This window comes from Microbacterium sp. 22215, assembly GCF_052045655.1.
GTDB lineage: Bacteria > Actinomycetota > Actinomycetes > Actinomycetales > Microbacteriaceae > Microbacterium > Microbacterium phyllosphaerae.
This window is the reverse complement of sequence record NZ_JBQEPC010000005.1, coordinates 42,269-59,318: the sequence shown is the minus strand read 5'-3', so window position 1 is coordinate 59,318 and position 17,050 is coordinate 42,269. Positions and strand designations below refer to the sequence as shown.

Sequence of the window (17,050 nt, the reverse complement as noted above, 5' to 3'; positions counted from 1 at the left end):
TCGGACCGCTGTTCAGACCGAGGGGGTCAGCATGTCGGGTTCAACGCGCCGTTCGGCTCCGTGGGTGATCGCTGCCGCGCTCGTTGCAGCGGCGCTGATCGCGGGCGCTGCATCCGCCGCCTCCGGCGATGCGACGCCGGACGACCCGACCGCGGCAGGCGCCGCCCCCGATCCCACGCTGTCGGTCTCGCTGGCCTACGAGTTCCTCGACGCGCGTGTCGACGAGTTCTGCGACGGCGCGGGCCACTGCCTGCCTCGCAGCTACCAGGGCGGATTCTTCACCGACCTGCCGACCTGGGACTTCACGCCCTCGTTCGTCTACGACGACGCTCTCGTCATCATCGCGTACACGGCTCGGGGCCTTCCCGACGACATCCGCCGCGCGCAGGCGGTCGGCGACACCCTGCTGTTCGTGCAGGACGAGGACCCGATCGGCGACGGGCGCGTGCGCACCTCGTACGAACCGCACGGCATCCGGCAGGGGCGGGTCGAGATCACCGGCCCCGGCACGTTCACCGGCAACCAGGCCTGGGTGGGCATGGCACTCACGCGGCTCTTCCACGCGACGGGAGAGCAGAAGTACCTCGACGGCGCGGTGCGGATCGCGCAGTGGATCCAGACGAACACCGCCGACATGAGCCGTGCCCCCTACGGCTACACGGGCGGGCAGCTCGAAGACGGCACCTCGCTCGTGTGGAAGTCGACCGAGCACAACAGCGACATCTCCGGATTCTTCACCCAGCTCGCGCAGCTCACCGGTGACCCCGTCTGGGCTGACCGTGCTGCGGTCGCCACCGACTTCGTCGCCGCGATGCAGAGCGCGGACGGCCACGTCGACACGGGGACGCTCCTGGACGGCTCCACCGTGAACACCCACCCGGTGCCCCTGGACTCGCAGACCTGGACCTCGCTCGCGACCGGCGACGCCCGATACGACGCGGCACTCGACTGGACCCTCGCGAACCTCATCGCCACCGACGGTCAGTACCAGGGGCCGTCGATCAGCGACACCGACGTGTCGAAGGTGTGGTTCGAGGGCAGCGGACACCTGGCGCTGGCCCTCAAGCTGCGGAATGGTGCGGGCGACGCGGATCGCGCCGAGGCGTTGCTCGACAGCATCCGCCTCGGGCAGCGCGATGCGGTGAACGGTGACGGCAAGGGCATCGTCGCGACCTCGACCGACGGCCTCGACTCGGGTTTCGGTGACCTCTACTACGCGAGCCTGCACACCGGTGCGACGGCCTGGTACCTGCTCGCCGCCGCCGGCGACAACCCCTTCAGCCTCCCCGTCGACTGACCGGCGCTCCGCGCCTGCGGTGTCTCGGGAGGAGAACTCGCCCTCGGAAGGAGAGATCTCGAGGATCCCTCCTCCCGAAGGTCGGCGGTCCTCCCGTGGGCGAGGGTTCCGTCCGAACAGGTGCGGAGAACGATCAGCCGATGTTCGCGGTGATCCGGGCCAGATGCGCGGCCGCCTCCTCGGCCGACCTGGTGCGTCCGCTGACTCCCGGGCGCTCCTGCCAGGGCAGCGGGCCGTCTGCACGCCGGTACTCGACACCGGCCGCATCCAGGCGGGCCAGGTGCTCGGTCAACCGTGGAGCGAACTCGGCGTAGTCGCGGTCACCCGTGGTCCACAGCGCTTCGGCCACGGCTGACAGACGCGGGAACGCGCGGTAGTCGAGACCCCGCATCGAGTCGATGTGCTCGGTCCAGAGGTTCGCCTGGCCGCCGAGCACGTGTCGCGCCTCGGCGGCGTCGAGCTCCGCGGGCACGGGATCGAAGGAGTACGCCTTCTCGACCGTCGTCACGGTGCCGGTCGGGATCGGCTCCGAGTCGAGATCGGACTCGCGATAGTCGAGGTACACCGTGTCTTCTGGGCAGGCGACCACGTCGTGCCCCGAGCGGGCAGCGGTGACAGCGCCGACATTGCCGCGCCAGGAGAGCACGGTCGCGCCGTCGGCCAGCCCGCCTTCGAGGATCTCGTCCCAGCCGAGCAGCTTGCGCCCGCGCGACGCCAGGTGCTGGCCGATGCGGCTGACGAACCAGCTCTGCAGCTCCTCCTCGTCGTGCAGGCCCAGTTCCCGCATCCGATCCTGGGTCCGCTCGTCCTCGACCCACTGGATCTTGGGGCACTCGTCTCCGCCGATGCAGATGTACTCCGAGGGGAACAGGTCGACGATCTCGTCGAGCACGTCCGACAGGAACCGGATGGTCGACTCCTCGACGTTGAAGATCACCGGATTGATGCCCCAGCGGGTCCACGGGGTGGTCGGTGCGCTGTCGGCGTCGCCGACACCCAGCTCGGGATACGCGGCCACGGCCGCCTGCGCATGGCCCGGGAGCTCGATCTCGGGGACCACGGTTATGCCGCGTGCGGTCGCGTACGCCACGATCTCGCGGATGTCGTCCTGCGTGTAGAAGCCGCCGTGCGGTCGCCCGTCGGTGTCGGATCCGTGTTCCGCTCCGAGCTGGGTCTCGGGGCGCCAACCGCCCACCTCGGTGAGGCGGGGGTACCTGGTGATCTCGACCCGCCAGCCCTGGTCGTCGGTGAGGTGCAGATGCAGGGTGTTGAGGCGGTGCATCGCCAGCAGGTCGATGAACCGCAGCACGTCGCGGGTCGGTGCGAAGTGGCGGACGACGTCGAGCATGGCTCCACGCCAGGGGAACTTCGGGGCGTCCTGCACGCGCGTGGCGGGGGCGGTCCAGCGTGCCGTCGCGAAGGGCGAGCGGCGGTACACCGCGGCCGGGAACAGCTGCAGCAGGGCCTGGACGGCCCAGTGTCCGCCTCGCTCGGTCGACGCGGCGAGCCGGACCGACGCCGGTGCGGTCTCGAGATCGAAGGCCTCATCGGCGAGCGACCGATCGACATCCAGACGGATGCTCACGGCGTCGCGCGATGCGGTGTCGGACACGTTCAGCGGCAGCACGAACCCGGTCGCCGCCCGCAGTCGCTCCTGCAGTCTCAGGGCCGGCTGGGCGAGGTCGGGGTGGCTCGAGATCGCGGCATCCGCGGTGAGCTCGAACTCGCCGGGCGACGTGATCTGGGTCGTGGGTCGAGGAAGAAGGGTCGACATTCGGGCGAACTCCCTGATTGTTTCGGGTGGGCAGGAATTAGTTGGTTACATGCCCTAATAGTTAGTAAATAAAGTGACCTAATTCAACGGCCAAGATTGTCGCCGGAAGCGAAACAATGCCGTCATAACGCTGAAACCTAACAGATCTATAAATGCCAACATAATGATTGACAACGGATATGCAACAGATGTGTACTAACTTTCACGAACGACACATCGACGTATCCGTTCGCGGTATCCCACCCACCAAGGAGAATTCAGTGGCAATCAAGAAGTTGGCGACGTTCGGTGCCATCGGCATCGTCTCCGCTCTCGCCCTCAGCGCATGTTCCGGTTCGGCCGGTGCCGGCAACGCCGGTGCCCCCAGCGACGGAAAGGTCCCCGAGGTCGACGGATCGGGCGAGACGCTCACGGTCTGGGTCATGGACGGCGACTACACGCCCGACACGCTCGACGAGATCAACAAGCGCTTCACCGAGGAGACCGGCGCGGAGGTGAACCTCCAGAAGCAGACCTGGGACGGCATCACCACGAAGGTCACGACGGCGCTCGCCACCGACACCCCGCCCGATGTGATCGACATGGGCAATACGCAGATCGCGAGCTACGCCGCGAACGGCGGACTGCTCGACCTCACGGCGTACAAGGATGACCTGGCCCAGGGCCAGACCTGGCTCGACGGACTCGTCGACCCCGCGACGATCGATGGCAGCCTCTACGGGGTACCCGGATTCGCCGGTGCTCGCGCCGTGATCTACAACAAGAAGATGTGGGCGGAAGCGGGCGTCACCGAGGTCCCGACCACGTATGACGAGCTGACAGCGGCCCTCGACAAGGTCGCGGCAGCCAACGCGCAGACGCCCGACTTCTCACCGTTCTACCTGCCTGGTCAGTACTTCTACGCGGGAATGCAGTTCGTCTGGGACGCCGGTGGGGACATCGCATCCGAGAAGGGCGGCGAGTGGACCTCGGGCTTCGGCTCGGACGAGGCCCTCGAGGGCCTCGAGGCGTTCAAGGAGTTCCAGAACACGTACTCCACCGCGGCATCCGCGACTCTCGACACCTTCGAGCCGAATCAGGGTCAGATCTTCGCTGACGGCAAGACCTCGGCGATCCTCAACACGAACACCGGTGCGATCCTGAAGATCAACCCGGATCTCGAGCCGGACCTCGGGTCCTTCCCGTTCCCCGGCCTCTCGGGCGAGGCTCAGCCGGTCATGCTCGGAGGCTCCGACTGGGCGATCCCGGTGAAGTCGCAGAACTCTGATCTCGCCCTGAACTGGGTCAAGATCGCCGCCAGCCCCGAGGTTCAGAAGGACTTCGTGTTCGGCGTCGACGGGTGGATCCCGAACAGCACGGAGGGCATCGAGTTCGCGCAGGAGACGCTGGATGACGTCAAGGTGAGCTTCTTCACCGCCGCACTCCGGTCGAAGGCCACGCCGGCCAACGCCAACTGGACCACGATCGAGAGCAACAAGGACATCAACAACCTGTTCTCCTCGATCGCCTCGGGCTCGAAGTCCGTCGACGAGGCGGCGACCGCCTTCGACGACGCGGCCGACAAGACGCTCAACACCAAGTAGCACTTCGGATGCCGCGCGCCCGCGCATCGCGGACGCGCGGCATCCTCCCACCCAGTACTTCCTCGGCCCCGTGAACCGGCGGTGCCTCGACCACCGAAAGGCGAACCCGTGGTCACCACACCCGTCGTGTCACCGCCGTCAGTGAAGACGCGAACACCTCGTCCCCCATCCCTCCGCGCTCGGCGGACGGCGAGCAGCCGCCGGAGCACGGCCCCGTTCTGGCTCTTGACGCCGGCGGGCCTGATGATCCTGTTCGTCACCCTGCTGCCGATCGGCTTCCTCGTCTTCACGTCCTTCACGAACTACAACCAGCGGACGCTGTTCACGGGAGCCTTCGACTTCGTCGGTCTGGATCAGTACGCCGCGGTGCTGGCCGACCGCGAGTTCTGGCTGTCCCTCACGCGCACGATCGTCTTCACCGCGGCTCTGGTCGTGGGCAGTGTGGCGATCGGCGCGGGGATGTCGCATCTCATGACGCGCCTGCCCTCCGGCATCCGTTATCTCACCACCGTCGTGCTGATCCTGGCCTGGGCGATGCCGAACGTCGCCTCGTCGATCGTCTGGTCGTGGCTCTTCCAGCCGCAGTACGGCGTGATCAACTGGATGCTCACGCAGCTCGGCATCTTCGGCGACATGACCAGCAAGGACTGGTCGTCCGATCCGGTGCTCGCGTGGGTCTGCATCTGGCTGCTCGTCGTCTGGCAGGCCGTCCCCTTCATCGCGCTGACCCTGTACGCCGCCGAGACGCAGGTCGCGGTCGAGCTGAAGGAGGCCGCCCGGCTCGACGGAGCATCCGAATGGCGCATCTATCGCGTCGTCGTGCTGCCCTCGATCGCACCGACGATCCTGCTCGTGACGATGCTCTCGATCATCTGGGACTTCAACGTCTTCAACCAGATCTGGCTGATCTCCGAGGGCGGTCCCGACGGGGCGACCTCGACACTCGGCGTCTTCACCTACACGACGGCGTTCTCCGGCAACCTGCAGATCGGGGCGGGGTCGGCGATCGCCGTGGCCTCGACCGTCATCCTCGCGGCGCTCAGCGCCGTGTACATCCGACACCTCGTGCGGTCGGGAGAGGACCTCTGATGACCACGACGACCACCGCCCCGGCTCCCGCGGCGACCACGACCACGCCGGCCGCCACCGGACGCAGGCGTCGCCGACGCCGCACCCCCTGGGTCAGCAGCAGCATCGCGATCCTCTTCTGCATCGTGTGGGCGTTCCCGGTGTACTGGATGATCAACACCGCGTTCAAGCCGCGGTCGGAGATGCTCAGCAGCACGCCGCACTTCCTGCCCGAATCGCCCACGCTCGACAACTTCTTCACGGCGATCGGCAAGGGCCAGTTCCACATCTATCTGCAGAACTCCGTGATCGTCGTCACCGGTGCGGTGGTGTTCGCGATCGTGCTCGGCCTGTTCGCGGCGGCCGCGCTGTCGCGGTTCCGGTTCCGCGGACGTCGGCCCATCCTGGTTCTCATCCTCATCGTCCAGATGCTGCCGGGCACAGCGCTGCTCATCCCGCAGTTCCTGATCTTCAACTCGATGGGACTCCTGGGAACCTACTGGGGCCTGATCCTGTCGTACGTCGCGAGCGTGCTCCCGTTCTCGATCTGGGTGATGCGCGGGTTCTTCCTCGCCATCCCGATCGAGCTCGACGAGGCCGCCCGCATCGACGGCGCCACGACGTGGCAGGTGCTCACCCGAGTGCTGTTCCCGCTCGTGATGCCCGGCATCATCTCGAGCAGCGTGTTCGCGTTCATCGCCGCCTGGAACGACTACATCGTCGCGTTCACGTTCATGAAGGATCAGGCGAACTACACGCTGCCGGTGTGGTTGAACTCCTTCACCGTCTCGGTCGGCGGCGAGATGGGCACGGACTACGGCGGGCAGATGGCCGCAGCGACGCTGTTCGCTCTCCCCGTCGTCGTCTTCTTCATGATCATCCAACGCAACCTGGTGACCGGCATGTCCGCCGGCGCCGTGAAGGGCTGACCGATGTCTGCGACGAACGGCCGCGATCGGCCGAAGACGAAGGCGGTCGTCATGACCACCGCAGCGACCCTGATGATCCTGGCGAGGATCGGGGCCGGTGCGCAGCCGGCACTCGCCGCACCCTCCTCGGCGGGAACCGCGGCGGCCGGGGCTGCGGGGACCGTGGACTGGTACGTCGCGCCCGACGGAACGGTCGACTACGAGCACTCGGCGGCGCTGGCCTACGAGTTCCTCGACGACCGGGTCGACGAGTACTGCAGCGCAGACGGCATGTGCCTGCCGCGGAGCTACCAGGGCGGCTTCTTCACGACCCCTGACTGGGACTTCACGTCGTCGTTCCTGTACGACGACGCGCTGATCGTCATGGCCTATGCGGCGAGGGGGCTTCCCGACGACATCCGGCGGGCGCAGTCGATCGGCGACGCGCTGCTGTTCGTGCAGCAGAACGACCCGGACTTCTCCGACGGGCGCACCAGGGCGTCGTATCAGCCTGCGAGCCTCCGTGCAGGCGCTGTCGAGATCGGATCCTCGGCGTCGAACACCGGCAATCAGGCGTGGGTGGGGATGGCGCTCGCCCGTCTCTTCGATGTCACCGGCGAACGGAAGTACCTCGACGGAGCCCTGCGGCTGGCCGACTGGATCCAGCAGAACACGGCCGACACCGAGCAGGCGCCCTTCGGCTACACCGGCGGACAGGATGCCGACGGCAACCCGTTCACGTTCAAATCGACCGAGCACAACATCGATGTCGCCGCTTTCTTCACGCAGATGTCTGCGCTCACCGGTGATGCGGTGTGGGCGGATCGGGCGGCCGTCGCCGCGGGCTTCGTCGCCGCGATGCAGACCGAGGACGGACACCTGTGGACGGGGACCCATCCGGATGGCGTCTCGACGAACTACTACCCGATCCCCGAGGACCCTCAGACCTGGAGCTACCTCGCGACGCTCGACGACCGATACGCGTCCGCGCTGGCGTGGACGGTCGAGAACCTGCACGCGACTGACGGTCCGTACGCGGGGCCCGCGTTCAGCAGCGCCGATGTGTCGAAGGTCTGGTTCGAGGGGTCGGGGCAGCTGGCTCTCGCCCTGCGCACCCGCGACTCCGCCGGTGACGCGGACTACACGCAGTCGATCCTCGCTTCGGCGGAGCTCGCGCAGCGGCAGGCCGCGAACGGCGACGGCCGAGGGATCGTCGCGTCGTCGAGCGACGGACTCGACACCGGGTTCGGCGACCTCTATTACTCGAGCCTCCACACCGGAGCGACCGCGTGGTACCTCCTCGCGGTCACGGGGTACAACCCGTTCCGCCTCGCGGTGGATCCCGAGACGCCGACGGTCCCGAGTCCCGAGGGCGAGGGCGAGGGCGAAGGCGTCGCGCCGATCGCCGACACCTCCGACGATGTCCTGGCCGAGAGCGGCTCCGAGGCCCCTGTCGTCGCGATCGGCATCGGCGGGTTCGCGCTCCTCGTCGGGGCGACCCTGCTGCGACGTCGTCATGCCGCGAGGTGATGCCGATCCCGGGTCGGGCGGGAGACAATGGGCTGTGGCCGATCTCCGCATCACGACCAAGGCGCTCCCCGAGCACAATCGCGTGCGCAATCGCGCGATGCTGCTGCAGACGCTGTTCCACGAGGGGCCGCGCAGTCGGGCGGACATCGCCCGCGGATCGGGGCTCAACAAGGTCACCGTCTCGACCATCGTCGGCGAGCTGATCGATCAGGGCATCCTCGTCGAGGCGGGGCATGCGGCGGAGGGCCGCGTGGGAAAGCCGGCGACGCTGGTCGCCCTCGACGACGACTCCCGCTCGATCATCAGCCTCGACCTCTCCGACGCGCAGTCGTTCCGGGGCGCGGTCATGAATCTGCGCGGGGAGGTGTCGCACGAGCGCCGAGTCGATGCGCTCACCGAGCGCGGCGACGACGCGATCGCGCGCGTCATCGCGATGATCGAGGAGCTGCTCGCCGAGGCATCCGCTCCCGTCCTCGGGATCGGCGTCGGCAGCCCCGGCGTGGTCGACCGTGACGGCGTCGTGCGCTTCGCGCCCCATCTCGGCTGGTTCGGCGCTGACCTGCGTGGGGCTCTGAGTGAGCGCTTCGGCCTCCCGGTGCACATCGTCAACGACGCCAACGGCATGGCTCTCGCGGTGCACACCTTCCGCGAGAACGACGACGGCCGCAGCATCCTGATCCTGACCATCCAGCGTGGAGCGGGGGCGGGGCTGATCATCGGCGAGACGCTGATCGACGGCGTCGACTTCATGGCGGGCGAGATCGGCCACGTGGTGGTGGATCCGACGCGCGACACCACCTGTCTGTGCGGACGCCCCGGATGCCTCGACGCGATCGTCGCAGTACCGGCGCTGCGCGCGCGCCTCGACGCCGGTGAGAACCGCGACGAGGTCATGGACGACGCGGCGGACGCGCTCGCCGCTGCCGTGGCTCCGATCATCTCGATGCTGGGTGCGACCCGCATCGTGCTCGTCGGCCCGGAAGACATCCTCGACGAGGCGTTCGCGCAGCGGACCCAGCGGTGTCTGACCGACCGCACGCTTCCGTCGACGACCAGCACGATCGGCGTCGAGATCGGCTCGGACGGCGGACTGCTCGCGCTGCAGGGCCCCCTGGTCGCGGTGCTCTCGGCGGAACTGGGCATCTCGTGACGAACCGCGGCACCGAGAAGGCCCTGCCGGAGCACACCCGGCAGGTCAACCGCTCCCTGATCCTGCGCACGCTCTTCCGCAGTGATGCGATGAGTCGAGCGGACCTCGCCAGAGCGACCGGACTCACCAGGGTGAGCGTGTCGCGCATCGTCGATCACCTCGCGGCCGAGGGGGTCGTGCGCGAGAGCGGGCCGAGCCCCGAGGGGAGGGTCGGCAAGCCGAGCACCCTCATCGCGTTGAACCCCGATTCCTATCACGTGGTCACACTCGACCTCTCGGCCTACGCGGAGCTGAGCGGGGCGATCATGAACCTCGACGGCGAGGTGGTGCATTCGACGAGCGTGCCCACCGACGGCGCTCGGGGCGCCGCGCTGGTCGACAAGGTCTGTGCGCTGGCCTCGGCGCTGGTCAAGCGGTCGACCGTGCGGGTCCTCGGGGTGGGCATCGGCTCTCCCGGTGTCGTCAACGGCGAGGGTGTCGTCCTCGAGGCCGTGGCCTTCGACTGGCATGGGCTCGATCTCGGTGCGGCGCTCTCGGCCGCGGTCTCCGTGCCCGTTCACATCGCGAACGACGCCAATGCCGCCGCTCTCGCCGCGCGAACCTACGGTCAGCCGGGCGTCGACAACCTGGCGCTCGTGCGGATCGGTCAGGGCATCGGCAGCGGCGTGATCGTGGGCGGCGCGCTCGTCACCGGCGACCGTTTCACTGCCGGCGAGATCGGCCACGTGCTCGTCGACGAGGGCGGCGAGGTGTGCCGATGCGGCCGACGCGGCTGCCTCGAGGTCGTGGCCGCGGTGCCCTACGTGCGTCGCCTGCTCGCGGAGCCCGACGCATCCGCCGACGAGATCCTGACTCGCGCGGGTCGGGCTCTCGGGCGTGTGCTCACCCCGGTCGTCGCCGCTCTCGGGCTCGAGCAGGTCGTGCTGTCCGGACCCCTCGACATCGTCGGCGGGGTCTTCCTCGACGAGACGCGCGCGGCGATCGAGCACGAGGCGCTGGCGATCGTGACCGACGACTTCGAGATCCGTGTGGCGGTGCGCGGCGACGACATCGTCCTGCTCGGCGGTACCGCGCTGGTGGTCGCCGAGGAGCTCGGCATCCGCTGATCGCGGCCCGTTGCGGATGCTCTCCGCAGACCGCCGGTGCTCTCGCTGTGCCGCAGCCTACGCGGCGACGCGCGCGACTGCGGCGATCGCGCTGGTGAAGAAGTCGAGTCCGTCGACGCCCGAGCGCATGGCCGCGGCGGTGTCGGGGCCGAAGCCCGCCTCGGTGGCGTGCTCGGGGTGCGGCATGAGCCCCACGACGTTGCCCGCCTCGTTGGTGAGCCCGGCGATGTCGCGCAGCGAGCCGTTGGGGTTGACGCCCGCATAGCGGAACGCGACGAGACCTTCGCCCTCGAGACGGTCGAGGGTCTCTTCGTCGGCGATGTAGCCGCCGTCGGCGTTCTTCAGCGGGATCGTGATCTCCTGGCCGGTGCGGAACCTGTTGGTCCACGCCGTGTCGGAGTTCTCGACGATGAGCTTCTGGTCGCGACGCACGAAGTGCTGGTGGTCGTTGCGGATCAGGCCGCCGGGCAGCAGGTGCGCCTCGACGAGCATCTGGAAGCCGTTGCAGATGCCGAGGATCGGCATGCCCTTGGCTGCTGCGTCCTTGACCTCGGCCATGATCGGCGAGAGCGCGGCGATCGCACCGGCGCGCAGGTAGTCGCCGTAGCTGAAGCCGCCGGGGAGGACGAGGGCGTCGACGCCTTCGAGATCGTGCGAGCCGTGCCACAGGGCGACGGGCTCGGCGCCGGCGATGCGCACGGCGCGCTGCGCGTCGCGGTCGTCGAGCGAGCCGGGGAAGGTGATGACCCCGATGCGCGTGGTCACTCGGCGACCTCGATGCCGACGACGTCCTCGATCACGGAGTTGGAGAGCACCTCGTCGGCGATGCGGCGGGCCTCGGCGAGGATCTCGTCGGTGACCTCGCCCTCGACGGTGAGCTCGAAGCGCTTGCCGATGCGGACATCGGAGAAGCCCTCGACGCCCAGACGCGCGAATGCGCCGGACACGGCCTTCCCCTGCGGGTCGAGCAGTTCGGGCTTGGGCATGACGTCGACGACGATGGTGGGCATGAACGGCTCCGGAAGTCGCGGGCGGACGGGCGTGCTCAGTCTACCGGCTCGCGGAAGGCGCCTTGAGCGAGAGCGCGAGCGTCAGGCGTGGAAGACGGTGTGCAGGTCTCCGATGGCGTCGCGGCCGCCGAGTCCGTCGATCTCGAAGAGCACCGAGATCCCGACGACGTGGCTGCCCAGGCGCTCGACCAGCTCGCGTCCGGCGGCCAGGGTTCCGCCCGTGGCGAGCACGTCGTCGATCAGCAGCACGCGGGATCCGGCGGGCAGGTCGTCGTGCATCTCGATCGTCGCGGTGCCGTACTCGAGGGCGTAGTCGACGGATGCCGCCGGGCGAGGCAGCTTGCCCGCCTTGCGGATCGGGATGAGGCCGACGCCGGCGGCGATCGCGGCTGCTCCGGCCAGGATGAAGCCGCGTGCCTCGATGCCTGCGACGACGTCGAACTGGCCCGCGAACGGCGCGATGATCGCCTCGGTGGTGGCCTGGAGTGCCTCGGCGTCGGCGAGCAGCGGGGTGATGTCGCGGAAGATGATCCCCGCCTCGGGGTAGTCCGGGATGCTGCGGATCAGCGATTCGGCGCGGACGAGGGCGGGGGAGAGTTCGGTGTCGGGCACCGGTCAAGGGTACGCCACCGGTGGGGCTTGACTTTCGTGGGAGCGCTCCCATAGAGTCACTCTTCAGTGCATGGGAGCGCTCCCACGAGCATCCCTGCATCCCCCGAAAGCACCAGCACCACCGCACGACCCACCACAAAGGAGTGAACTGTGAACACACGTGCCCGCACCCGGATCCTCACGGCAGCAGCCGCGGCATCCGTCTCCGTCCTGGCCCTCGCCGGCTGCGCCTCCACCGGCGCGGACGGCGGCGACGGCGCCGCCGGCGACGAGGACGTCACGCTGACCGTCACGACCTTCGGAACCTTCGGTTACGAAGACCTCTACGACGAATACGAGAAGGCGCACCCGAACGTCACGATCGAGGCGACCAACATCGACACCGGCGGCAACGCCCGCACCGACGCCTTCACGAAGATCGCCGCAGGCTCGGGCCTGAGCGACGTCGTCGCGATCGAAGAGGGCTGGCTCGGAGCCATCATGGACGTCTCCGACACCTTCGTCGACCTGCGCGACTACGGCATCGAAGACCGCAAGGGCGACTGGGTCGACTGGAAGTACGGCCAGGCGACGGATGCCGACGGCCGCGTGATCGGCTACGGCACCGACATCGGCCCCAGCGGCATCTGCTACAACGGCGCGGCGTTCGAGGCCGCGGGGCTGCCCAGCGACCGCGAGTCGGTCGCCGAGCTCCTCAACGGCGACTGGGAGAACTACTTCACCGTCGGCGCCGAGTACACGGAGAAGACCGGCAAGGCCTGGTACGACCACTCCGGCTTCGTCTGGAACGCCATGGTCAACCAGCTCGACGAGGGGTACTACACCTCTGACGGCGAGCTGAACGTCGAGGACAACGCCGAGCTCAAGGAGCGCTTCGAACTGCTCGGAGCAGCCACCGAGGGCGGCCAGTCCGCCGCACAGACGGCGTGGGACTGGAACGGCGGCAAGTCGTTCGTGGACGGCACCTTCGCGACCTTCGTCTGCCCCGGCTGGATGCTGGGCGTCGTCCAGGGTCAGGTCGAGGCCGGCGGCGGCGACGCATCCACCGGTTGGGACTTCGCCGACGTGTTCCCCGGCGGAGCAGCCAACTGGGGCGGCGCGTTCCTCTCGATCCCCGAGAGCTCGCAGCACAAGGAGGCCGCGGCGGAGCTCGCCGACTGGCTGACGCAGCCCGAGCAGCAGGTCAAGCAGTCCGCTGCGGCCGGCAACTTCCCCTCGACGATCAAGGCGCAGGAGACCCTGTCGTCCGAGGCGACGCCCAACGCGTTCTTCAACGACGCGCCGACCGGAGCGATCCTCGCCGAGCGCGCGAAGGGTGTCGTCGCCCAGTTCAAGGGTGCCGATGACTCGGTCATCCAGGAGAACGTCTTCGGTCCGGCCCTCAGCGGGCTCGACCGCGGCGAGACCGACACCCAGGGCGCCTGGGATGCCGCGATCAAGCTCCTGAACGAGCTGGTCGACTGACCCAGCCACTGCCTCCACTCCGCTCGCAGTTCGTGCCGCGCCTCCTCTGCGGGGGCGGCACGGACTGCGACCGGAACCGGACGAGCCGACACGCGACTCAGACGAAAGAACCCTCATGACCCTCACAGCGGAACGCCGCGAGACGGCATCCGAACAGCCGAAGCCGGATGCCGCCGGAAGGCGCCCCTGGCGACACCGCCTCTCGCGGTTCGACCAGAACGCGTCGCCGTACTTCTACATCTCGCCGTTCTTCCTGCTGTTCGGCCTGGTCGGTCTGTTCCCCCTGATCTACACGGTGTGGGTGGCCGTGCACGAGTGGGATCTGCTCAAGGGGCAGGGGGAGTTCGTCGGAGCGGGCAACTTCGTCGAGATCCTCGGCGATGCCATGTTCTGGAACTCGATCTTCAACACCCTGAGCATCTTCCTGCTCTCGGCGATCCCGCAGCTGGCCGTCGCCCTGGTGATCGCCTACCTGCTCGACCGCGGTCTTCGTGCCCCGACCTTCTGGCGGATGAGCGTGCTCATCCCGTTCGTCGTCACCCCGGTGGCCGTCGCCATCATCTTCTCGAGCATCTTCAACGAGGCCGACGGTCTCGCCAACAACCTGCTGAACCTCATCGGCATCGCCGACCAGGAGTGGAAGCACAACACGGCTCTGTCGCACCTCGCGATCGCCGTCATGGTCAACTTCCGCTGGACCGGGTACAACGCGCTAATCCTGCTCGCCGCGATGCAGGCGGTGCCGCGCGACCTCTACGAGTCGGCCGCGCTCGACGGTGCCGGTGCCGCGCGTCGCTTCTTCTCGATCACGATCCCCACGATCCGTCCCACGCTGATCTTCGTCATCATCACCGCGACGATCGGCGGTCTGCAGATCTTCGCCGAGCCTCGCCTGTTCGACGTGTCGACGGCCGGCGGCATCGGCGGCAGCGATCGGCAGTTCCAGACCACCGTGCTGTTCCTGTGGGAGCTGGCGTTCTTCCGTCGAGACCTCGGTGAGGCATCCGCCGTCGCGATCCTGCTCTTCCTGCTCATCGTCGGCATCGGCGTCATCAACTTCCTCATCTCGAGACGGATCTCGACCGGGGATGCTCCCCAGAACCGCGCCGCTCGCCGGCGTGCACGCGCCGCCACGGCTGCGGCAGCCGCCGGCACCACGATCGCCACCACCACCGAGGAGAATGCACGATGACCGCCACCCAGGCACTCAGCGTGCCCGAGACGATCCGTCGGCGTCGCGGAGCCGTCGGCGGGAACGCCGGAATCGGCAGCCGACCCGGCTTCCTCACCTACGGCCTGCTCGCCGCGTTCATCATCGGCAGCGTCTACCCGCTGTGGTGGTCGGTGGTCGTGGCGAGCGGCACCAATGCGACCCGCGGCGAGACCCTGCCGCTGATCCCCGGCGGCAATTTCTTCACCAACGCCGCCAAGGTGTTCGACGCGATCCCGTTCTGGCTGGCTCTGGGCAACTCGTTCCTCATCTCGGCGATCATCACGCTGTCGGTCGTGACCTTCTCGACGCTCGCCGGCTACGCGTTCGCCAAGCTGCGGTTCAAGGGCCGCGACGGTCTGATGATCTTCGTGATCGCGACCATGGCGATCCCGACGCAGCTGGGCATCATCCCGTTGTTCATGCTGATGCGCGAACTCGGCTGGACGGGCTCGATCGGCGCGGTCATCGTGCCGACCCTGGTCACGGCCTTCGGCGTCTTCTTCATGCGGCAGTATCTGGTCGACGTGATCCCGGACGAGCTGATCGAGGCCGCGCGCATGGACGGGGCCAACCAGTTCCGCACGTTCCTCACCGTCGGCATCCCCGCCGCCCGACCCGCGATGGCGATCCTCGGACTCTTCACCTTCATGACGGCCTGGACCGACTACCTCTGGCCGCTGATCGTGCTCTCCCCGCAGAACCCGACCCTGCAGACGGCGCTGAGCCAGCTGCAGTCGGGGTACTACATCGACTACTCGATCGTGCTCGCCGGAGCCGTGCTCGCCACCCTCCCGCTTCTCGTCCTGTTCGTCGTGGCAGGACGCCAGCTGGTCAGTGGCATCATGGCGGGCGCGGTGAAAGGATGACCCGTATGACCCGCGCCTTTCCCGAGAACTTCCTCTTCGGAGCCGCGACAGCGGCGTATCAGATCGAGGGGGCGGCTTTCGAAGACGGGCGCACCGCATCGATCTGGGACGCGTTCAGCCGCGAGCCGGGAGCGGTGATCCTGGGCGACAACGGCGACGTGGCGTGCGACCACTACCACCGCTATCCGCAGGACGTCGCCCTCATGAAGGAGCTCGGCCTGCAGACGTACCGCTTCTCGACGTCGTGGGCGCGGGTGCGACCCGACGGCGGAGCGGTCAACGCGAAGGGCGTCGACTTCTACGAGCGCCTCGTCGACGAGCTGCTCGCGAACGACATCCTGCCCTGGCTGACCCTGTACCACTGGGACATGCCGCAGGCGCTGCAGGAGACCGGTGGGTGGACGAACCGCGACACCGTCGGACGCTTCCTCGAGTACGCGGGCACGATGCACGACGCGCTGGGCGACCGGGTGAACGTGTGGACGACGCTGAACGAGCCGTGGTGCTCGTCGTTCCTCTCGTACACGGGCGGCGAGCACGCCCCCGGTCACACGAGCGTCGCCGAGGGGCTGCTCGCAGCGCACCACCTGCTGCTCGCGCACGGCGAGACGGTGCGCGAGCTGCGTGGACGCGATGCGAGCCTGAACCTCGGCATCACCCTGAACCACACGGTCGCCGACCCGGCAGACCCCACGAAGCCGGCCGATGTCGACGCCGCTCGCCGCGTCGACGGCCAGTTCAACCGCTGGTTCCTCGATCCGATCTACCGCGCCGAGTATCCCGCCGACATCGTCGAGGACATCCGGGTGGTGGATGCCGGGGCCGTGGCCCGCTTCGAGGACGCGGTGCACGAGGGAGACCTCGCGACGATCGCGCAGCACATCGACACGCAGGGCGTGAACTACTACCACGGTGACTTCGTCTCGGGCACGGCGCCCGAGGTCGCGCCGGTCAGCGGCGGACCCGCGACGGACCGCCCCGGTCGCAGCCCGTACCCGTCGAGCGAGGGCATCCACTCGGTCGAGCGCGGCCTCCCGCGCACCGCGCAGAACTGGGAGGTGCAGCCCGAGGGGCTCACGCGCCTGCTGCAGCGCGTGTGGACCGAGTACGCCGAACCGGCGGGCACCGTGCTGTACATGACCGAGAACGGCGCCGCCTACGACGACGTCGCGGTCGTCGAAGACGGTGAGACCCGCGTGCACGACGAGGATCGCACCGAGTTCCTGCGCCTGCACCTCGGCGCTGTGCTCGACGCAGCGGACGCGGGAGTCGATGTGCGCGGCTACTTCTACTGGTCGATGTTCGACAACTTCGAGTGGGCCTGGGGCTACGACAAGCGCTTCGGCATCGTGCGCGTCGACTACGACACCCAGGAGCGGAGTCTGAAGGACTCCGGTCGGGAGTACGCTCGCATCATCGCCGCTCGCGCTCTCTGACGCCGGACGGCGGCACAGGGGAGCATCCGACTT

15 protein-coding genes are annotated in these 17,050 nt (G+C 68.2%); 11 read left to right on the top strand and 4 right to left on the bottom strand.

From position 1 onward, the window contains the following. The first annotated feature begins 31 nt into the window (after positions 1–31). Complete coding sequence (locus tag ACTJKH_RS09890; protein WP_440736751.1) at positions 32–1,297, top strand: hypothetical protein; 1,266 nt, start codon at positions 32–34, stop codon at positions 1,295–1,297. A gap of 133 nt (positions 1,298–1,430) precedes the next feature. On the opposite strand, the gene ACTJKH_RS09885 is transcribed toward ACTJKH_RS09890, so the two are convergent. After that, complete coding sequence (locus ACTJKH_RS09885; RefSeq protein ID WP_440736750.1) at positions 1,431–3,071, bottom strand: beta-N-acetylhexosaminidase; 1,641 nt, start codon at positions 3,069–3,071, stop codon at positions 1,431–1,433. 260 nt (positions 3,072–3,331) lie between these two features. Here ACTJKH_RS09885 and ACTJKH_RS09880 point away from each other — a divergent pair, with 260 nt between their 5' ends. The 6 genes from ACTJKH_RS09880 to ACTJKH_RS09855 all read left to right on the top strand — a co-directional run bounded on the left by ACTJKH_RS09880 (position 3,332) and on the right by ACTJKH_RS09855 (position 10,416). Then, positions 3,332–4,654: an extracellular solute-binding protein gene (locus tag ACTJKH_RS09880; RefSeq protein ID WP_440736749.1), complete on the top strand. Its 1,323-nt coding sequence runs from the start codon at positions 3,332–3,334 to the stop codon at positions 4,652–4,654. Positions 4,655–4,897: 243 nt separating this feature from the next. Beyond that, complete coding sequence (locus ACTJKH_RS09875) at positions 4,898–5,743, top strand: carbohydrate ABC transporter permease (RefSeq protein WP_341956301.1); 846 nt, start codon at positions 4,898–4,900, stop codon at positions 5,741–5,743. Next, positions 5,743–6,651 carry a carbohydrate ABC transporter permease gene (locus ACTJKH_RS09870; RefSeq protein WP_440736748.1) on the top strand — a complete coding sequence of 303 codons (909 nt, stop codon included), beginning with the start codon at positions 5,743–5,745 and terminating at the stop codon, positions 6,649–6,651. The genes ACTJKH_RS09875 and ACTJKH_RS09870 overlap by 1 nt, the downstream gene beginning before the upstream one ends. A 51-nt stretch (positions 6,652–6,702) precedes the next feature. Further along, on the top strand, positions 6,703–8,160 hold the full coding sequence (locus ACTJKH_RS09865; protein ID WP_440736747.1) for a hypothetical protein: 1,458 nt from the start codon (positions 6,703–6,705) through the stop codon (positions 8,158–8,160). Positions 8,161–8,194: 34 nt separating this feature from the next. Further along, positions 8,195–9,310: an ROK family transcriptional regulator gene (locus ACTJKH_RS09860; protein WP_440736746.1), complete on the top strand. Its 1,116-nt coding sequence runs from the start codon at positions 8,195–8,197 to the stop codon at positions 9,308–9,310. Beyond that, on the top strand, positions 9,307–10,416 hold the full coding sequence (locus ACTJKH_RS09855) for an ROK family transcriptional regulator (protein WP_400788953.1): 1,110 nt from the start codon (positions 9,307–9,309) through the stop codon (positions 10,414–10,416). The genes ACTJKH_RS09860 and ACTJKH_RS09855 overlap by 4 nt, the downstream gene beginning before the upstream one ends. A gap of 57 nt (positions 10,417–10,473) precedes the next feature. On the opposite strand, the gene purQ is transcribed toward ACTJKH_RS09855, so the two are convergent. The 3 genes from purQ to ACTJKH_RS09840 form a co-directional block, all read right to left on the bottom strand. Next, entirely contained in the window at positions 10,474–11,181 is a 708-nt protein-coding gene (purQ, locus tag ACTJKH_RS09850; RefSeq protein WP_440736745.1) for a phosphoribosylformylglycinamidine synthase subunit PurQ, read from the bottom strand. Beyond that, positions 11,178–11,426: a phosphoribosylformylglycinamidine synthase subunit PurS gene (gene purS / locus ACTJKH_RS09845; RefSeq protein WP_120494994.1), complete on the bottom strand. Its 249-nt coding sequence runs from the start codon at positions 11,424–11,426 to the stop codon at positions 11,178–11,180. The genes purQ and purS overlap by 4 nt, the downstream gene beginning before the upstream one ends. Before the next feature lie 81 nt (positions 11,427–11,507). Continuing rightward, positions 11,508–12,038, bottom strand: a complete 531-nt coding sequence (locus ACTJKH_RS09840) for an adenine phosphoribosyltransferase (protein WP_120494995.1) — start codon at positions 12,036–12,038, stop codon at positions 11,508–11,510. Between the two features lie 150 nt (positions 12,039–12,188). On the opposite strand from ACTJKH_RS09840, the gene ACTJKH_RS09835 reads away from it, so the two are divergent. The 4 genes from ACTJKH_RS09835 to ACTJKH_RS09820 all read left to right on the top strand — a co-directional run bounded on the left by ACTJKH_RS09835 (position 12,189) and on the right by ACTJKH_RS09820 (position 17,017). After that, a complete protein-coding gene (locus tag ACTJKH_RS09835) occupies positions 12,189–13,502 on the top strand; it encodes an ABC transporter substrate-binding protein (RefSeq protein WP_210096813.1) in 1,314 nt (437 codons plus the stop codon). A 115-nt stretch (positions 13,503–13,617) separates the two neighbouring features. Further along, the gene (locus tag ACTJKH_RS09830; RefSeq protein WP_440736744.1) at positions 13,618–14,694 is read left to right on the top strand and encodes a carbohydrate ABC transporter permease; all 1,077 of its coding nucleotides are present in this window, start codon (positions 13,618–13,620) and stop codon (positions 14,692–14,694) included. Next, positions 14,691–15,581, top strand: a complete 891-nt coding sequence (locus tag ACTJKH_RS09825) for a carbohydrate ABC transporter permease (protein WP_440736743.1) — start codon at positions 14,691–14,693, stop codon at positions 15,579–15,581. The genes ACTJKH_RS09830 and ACTJKH_RS09825 overlap by 4 nt, the downstream gene beginning before the upstream one ends. A 5-nt stretch (positions 15,582–15,586) precedes the next feature. After that, complete coding sequence (locus ACTJKH_RS09820; RefSeq protein WP_440736742.1) at positions 15,587–17,017, top strand: glycoside hydrolase family 1 protein; 1,431 nt, start codon at positions 15,587–15,589, stop codon at positions 17,015–17,017. Positions 17,018–17,050: the final 33 nt, after the last annotated feature.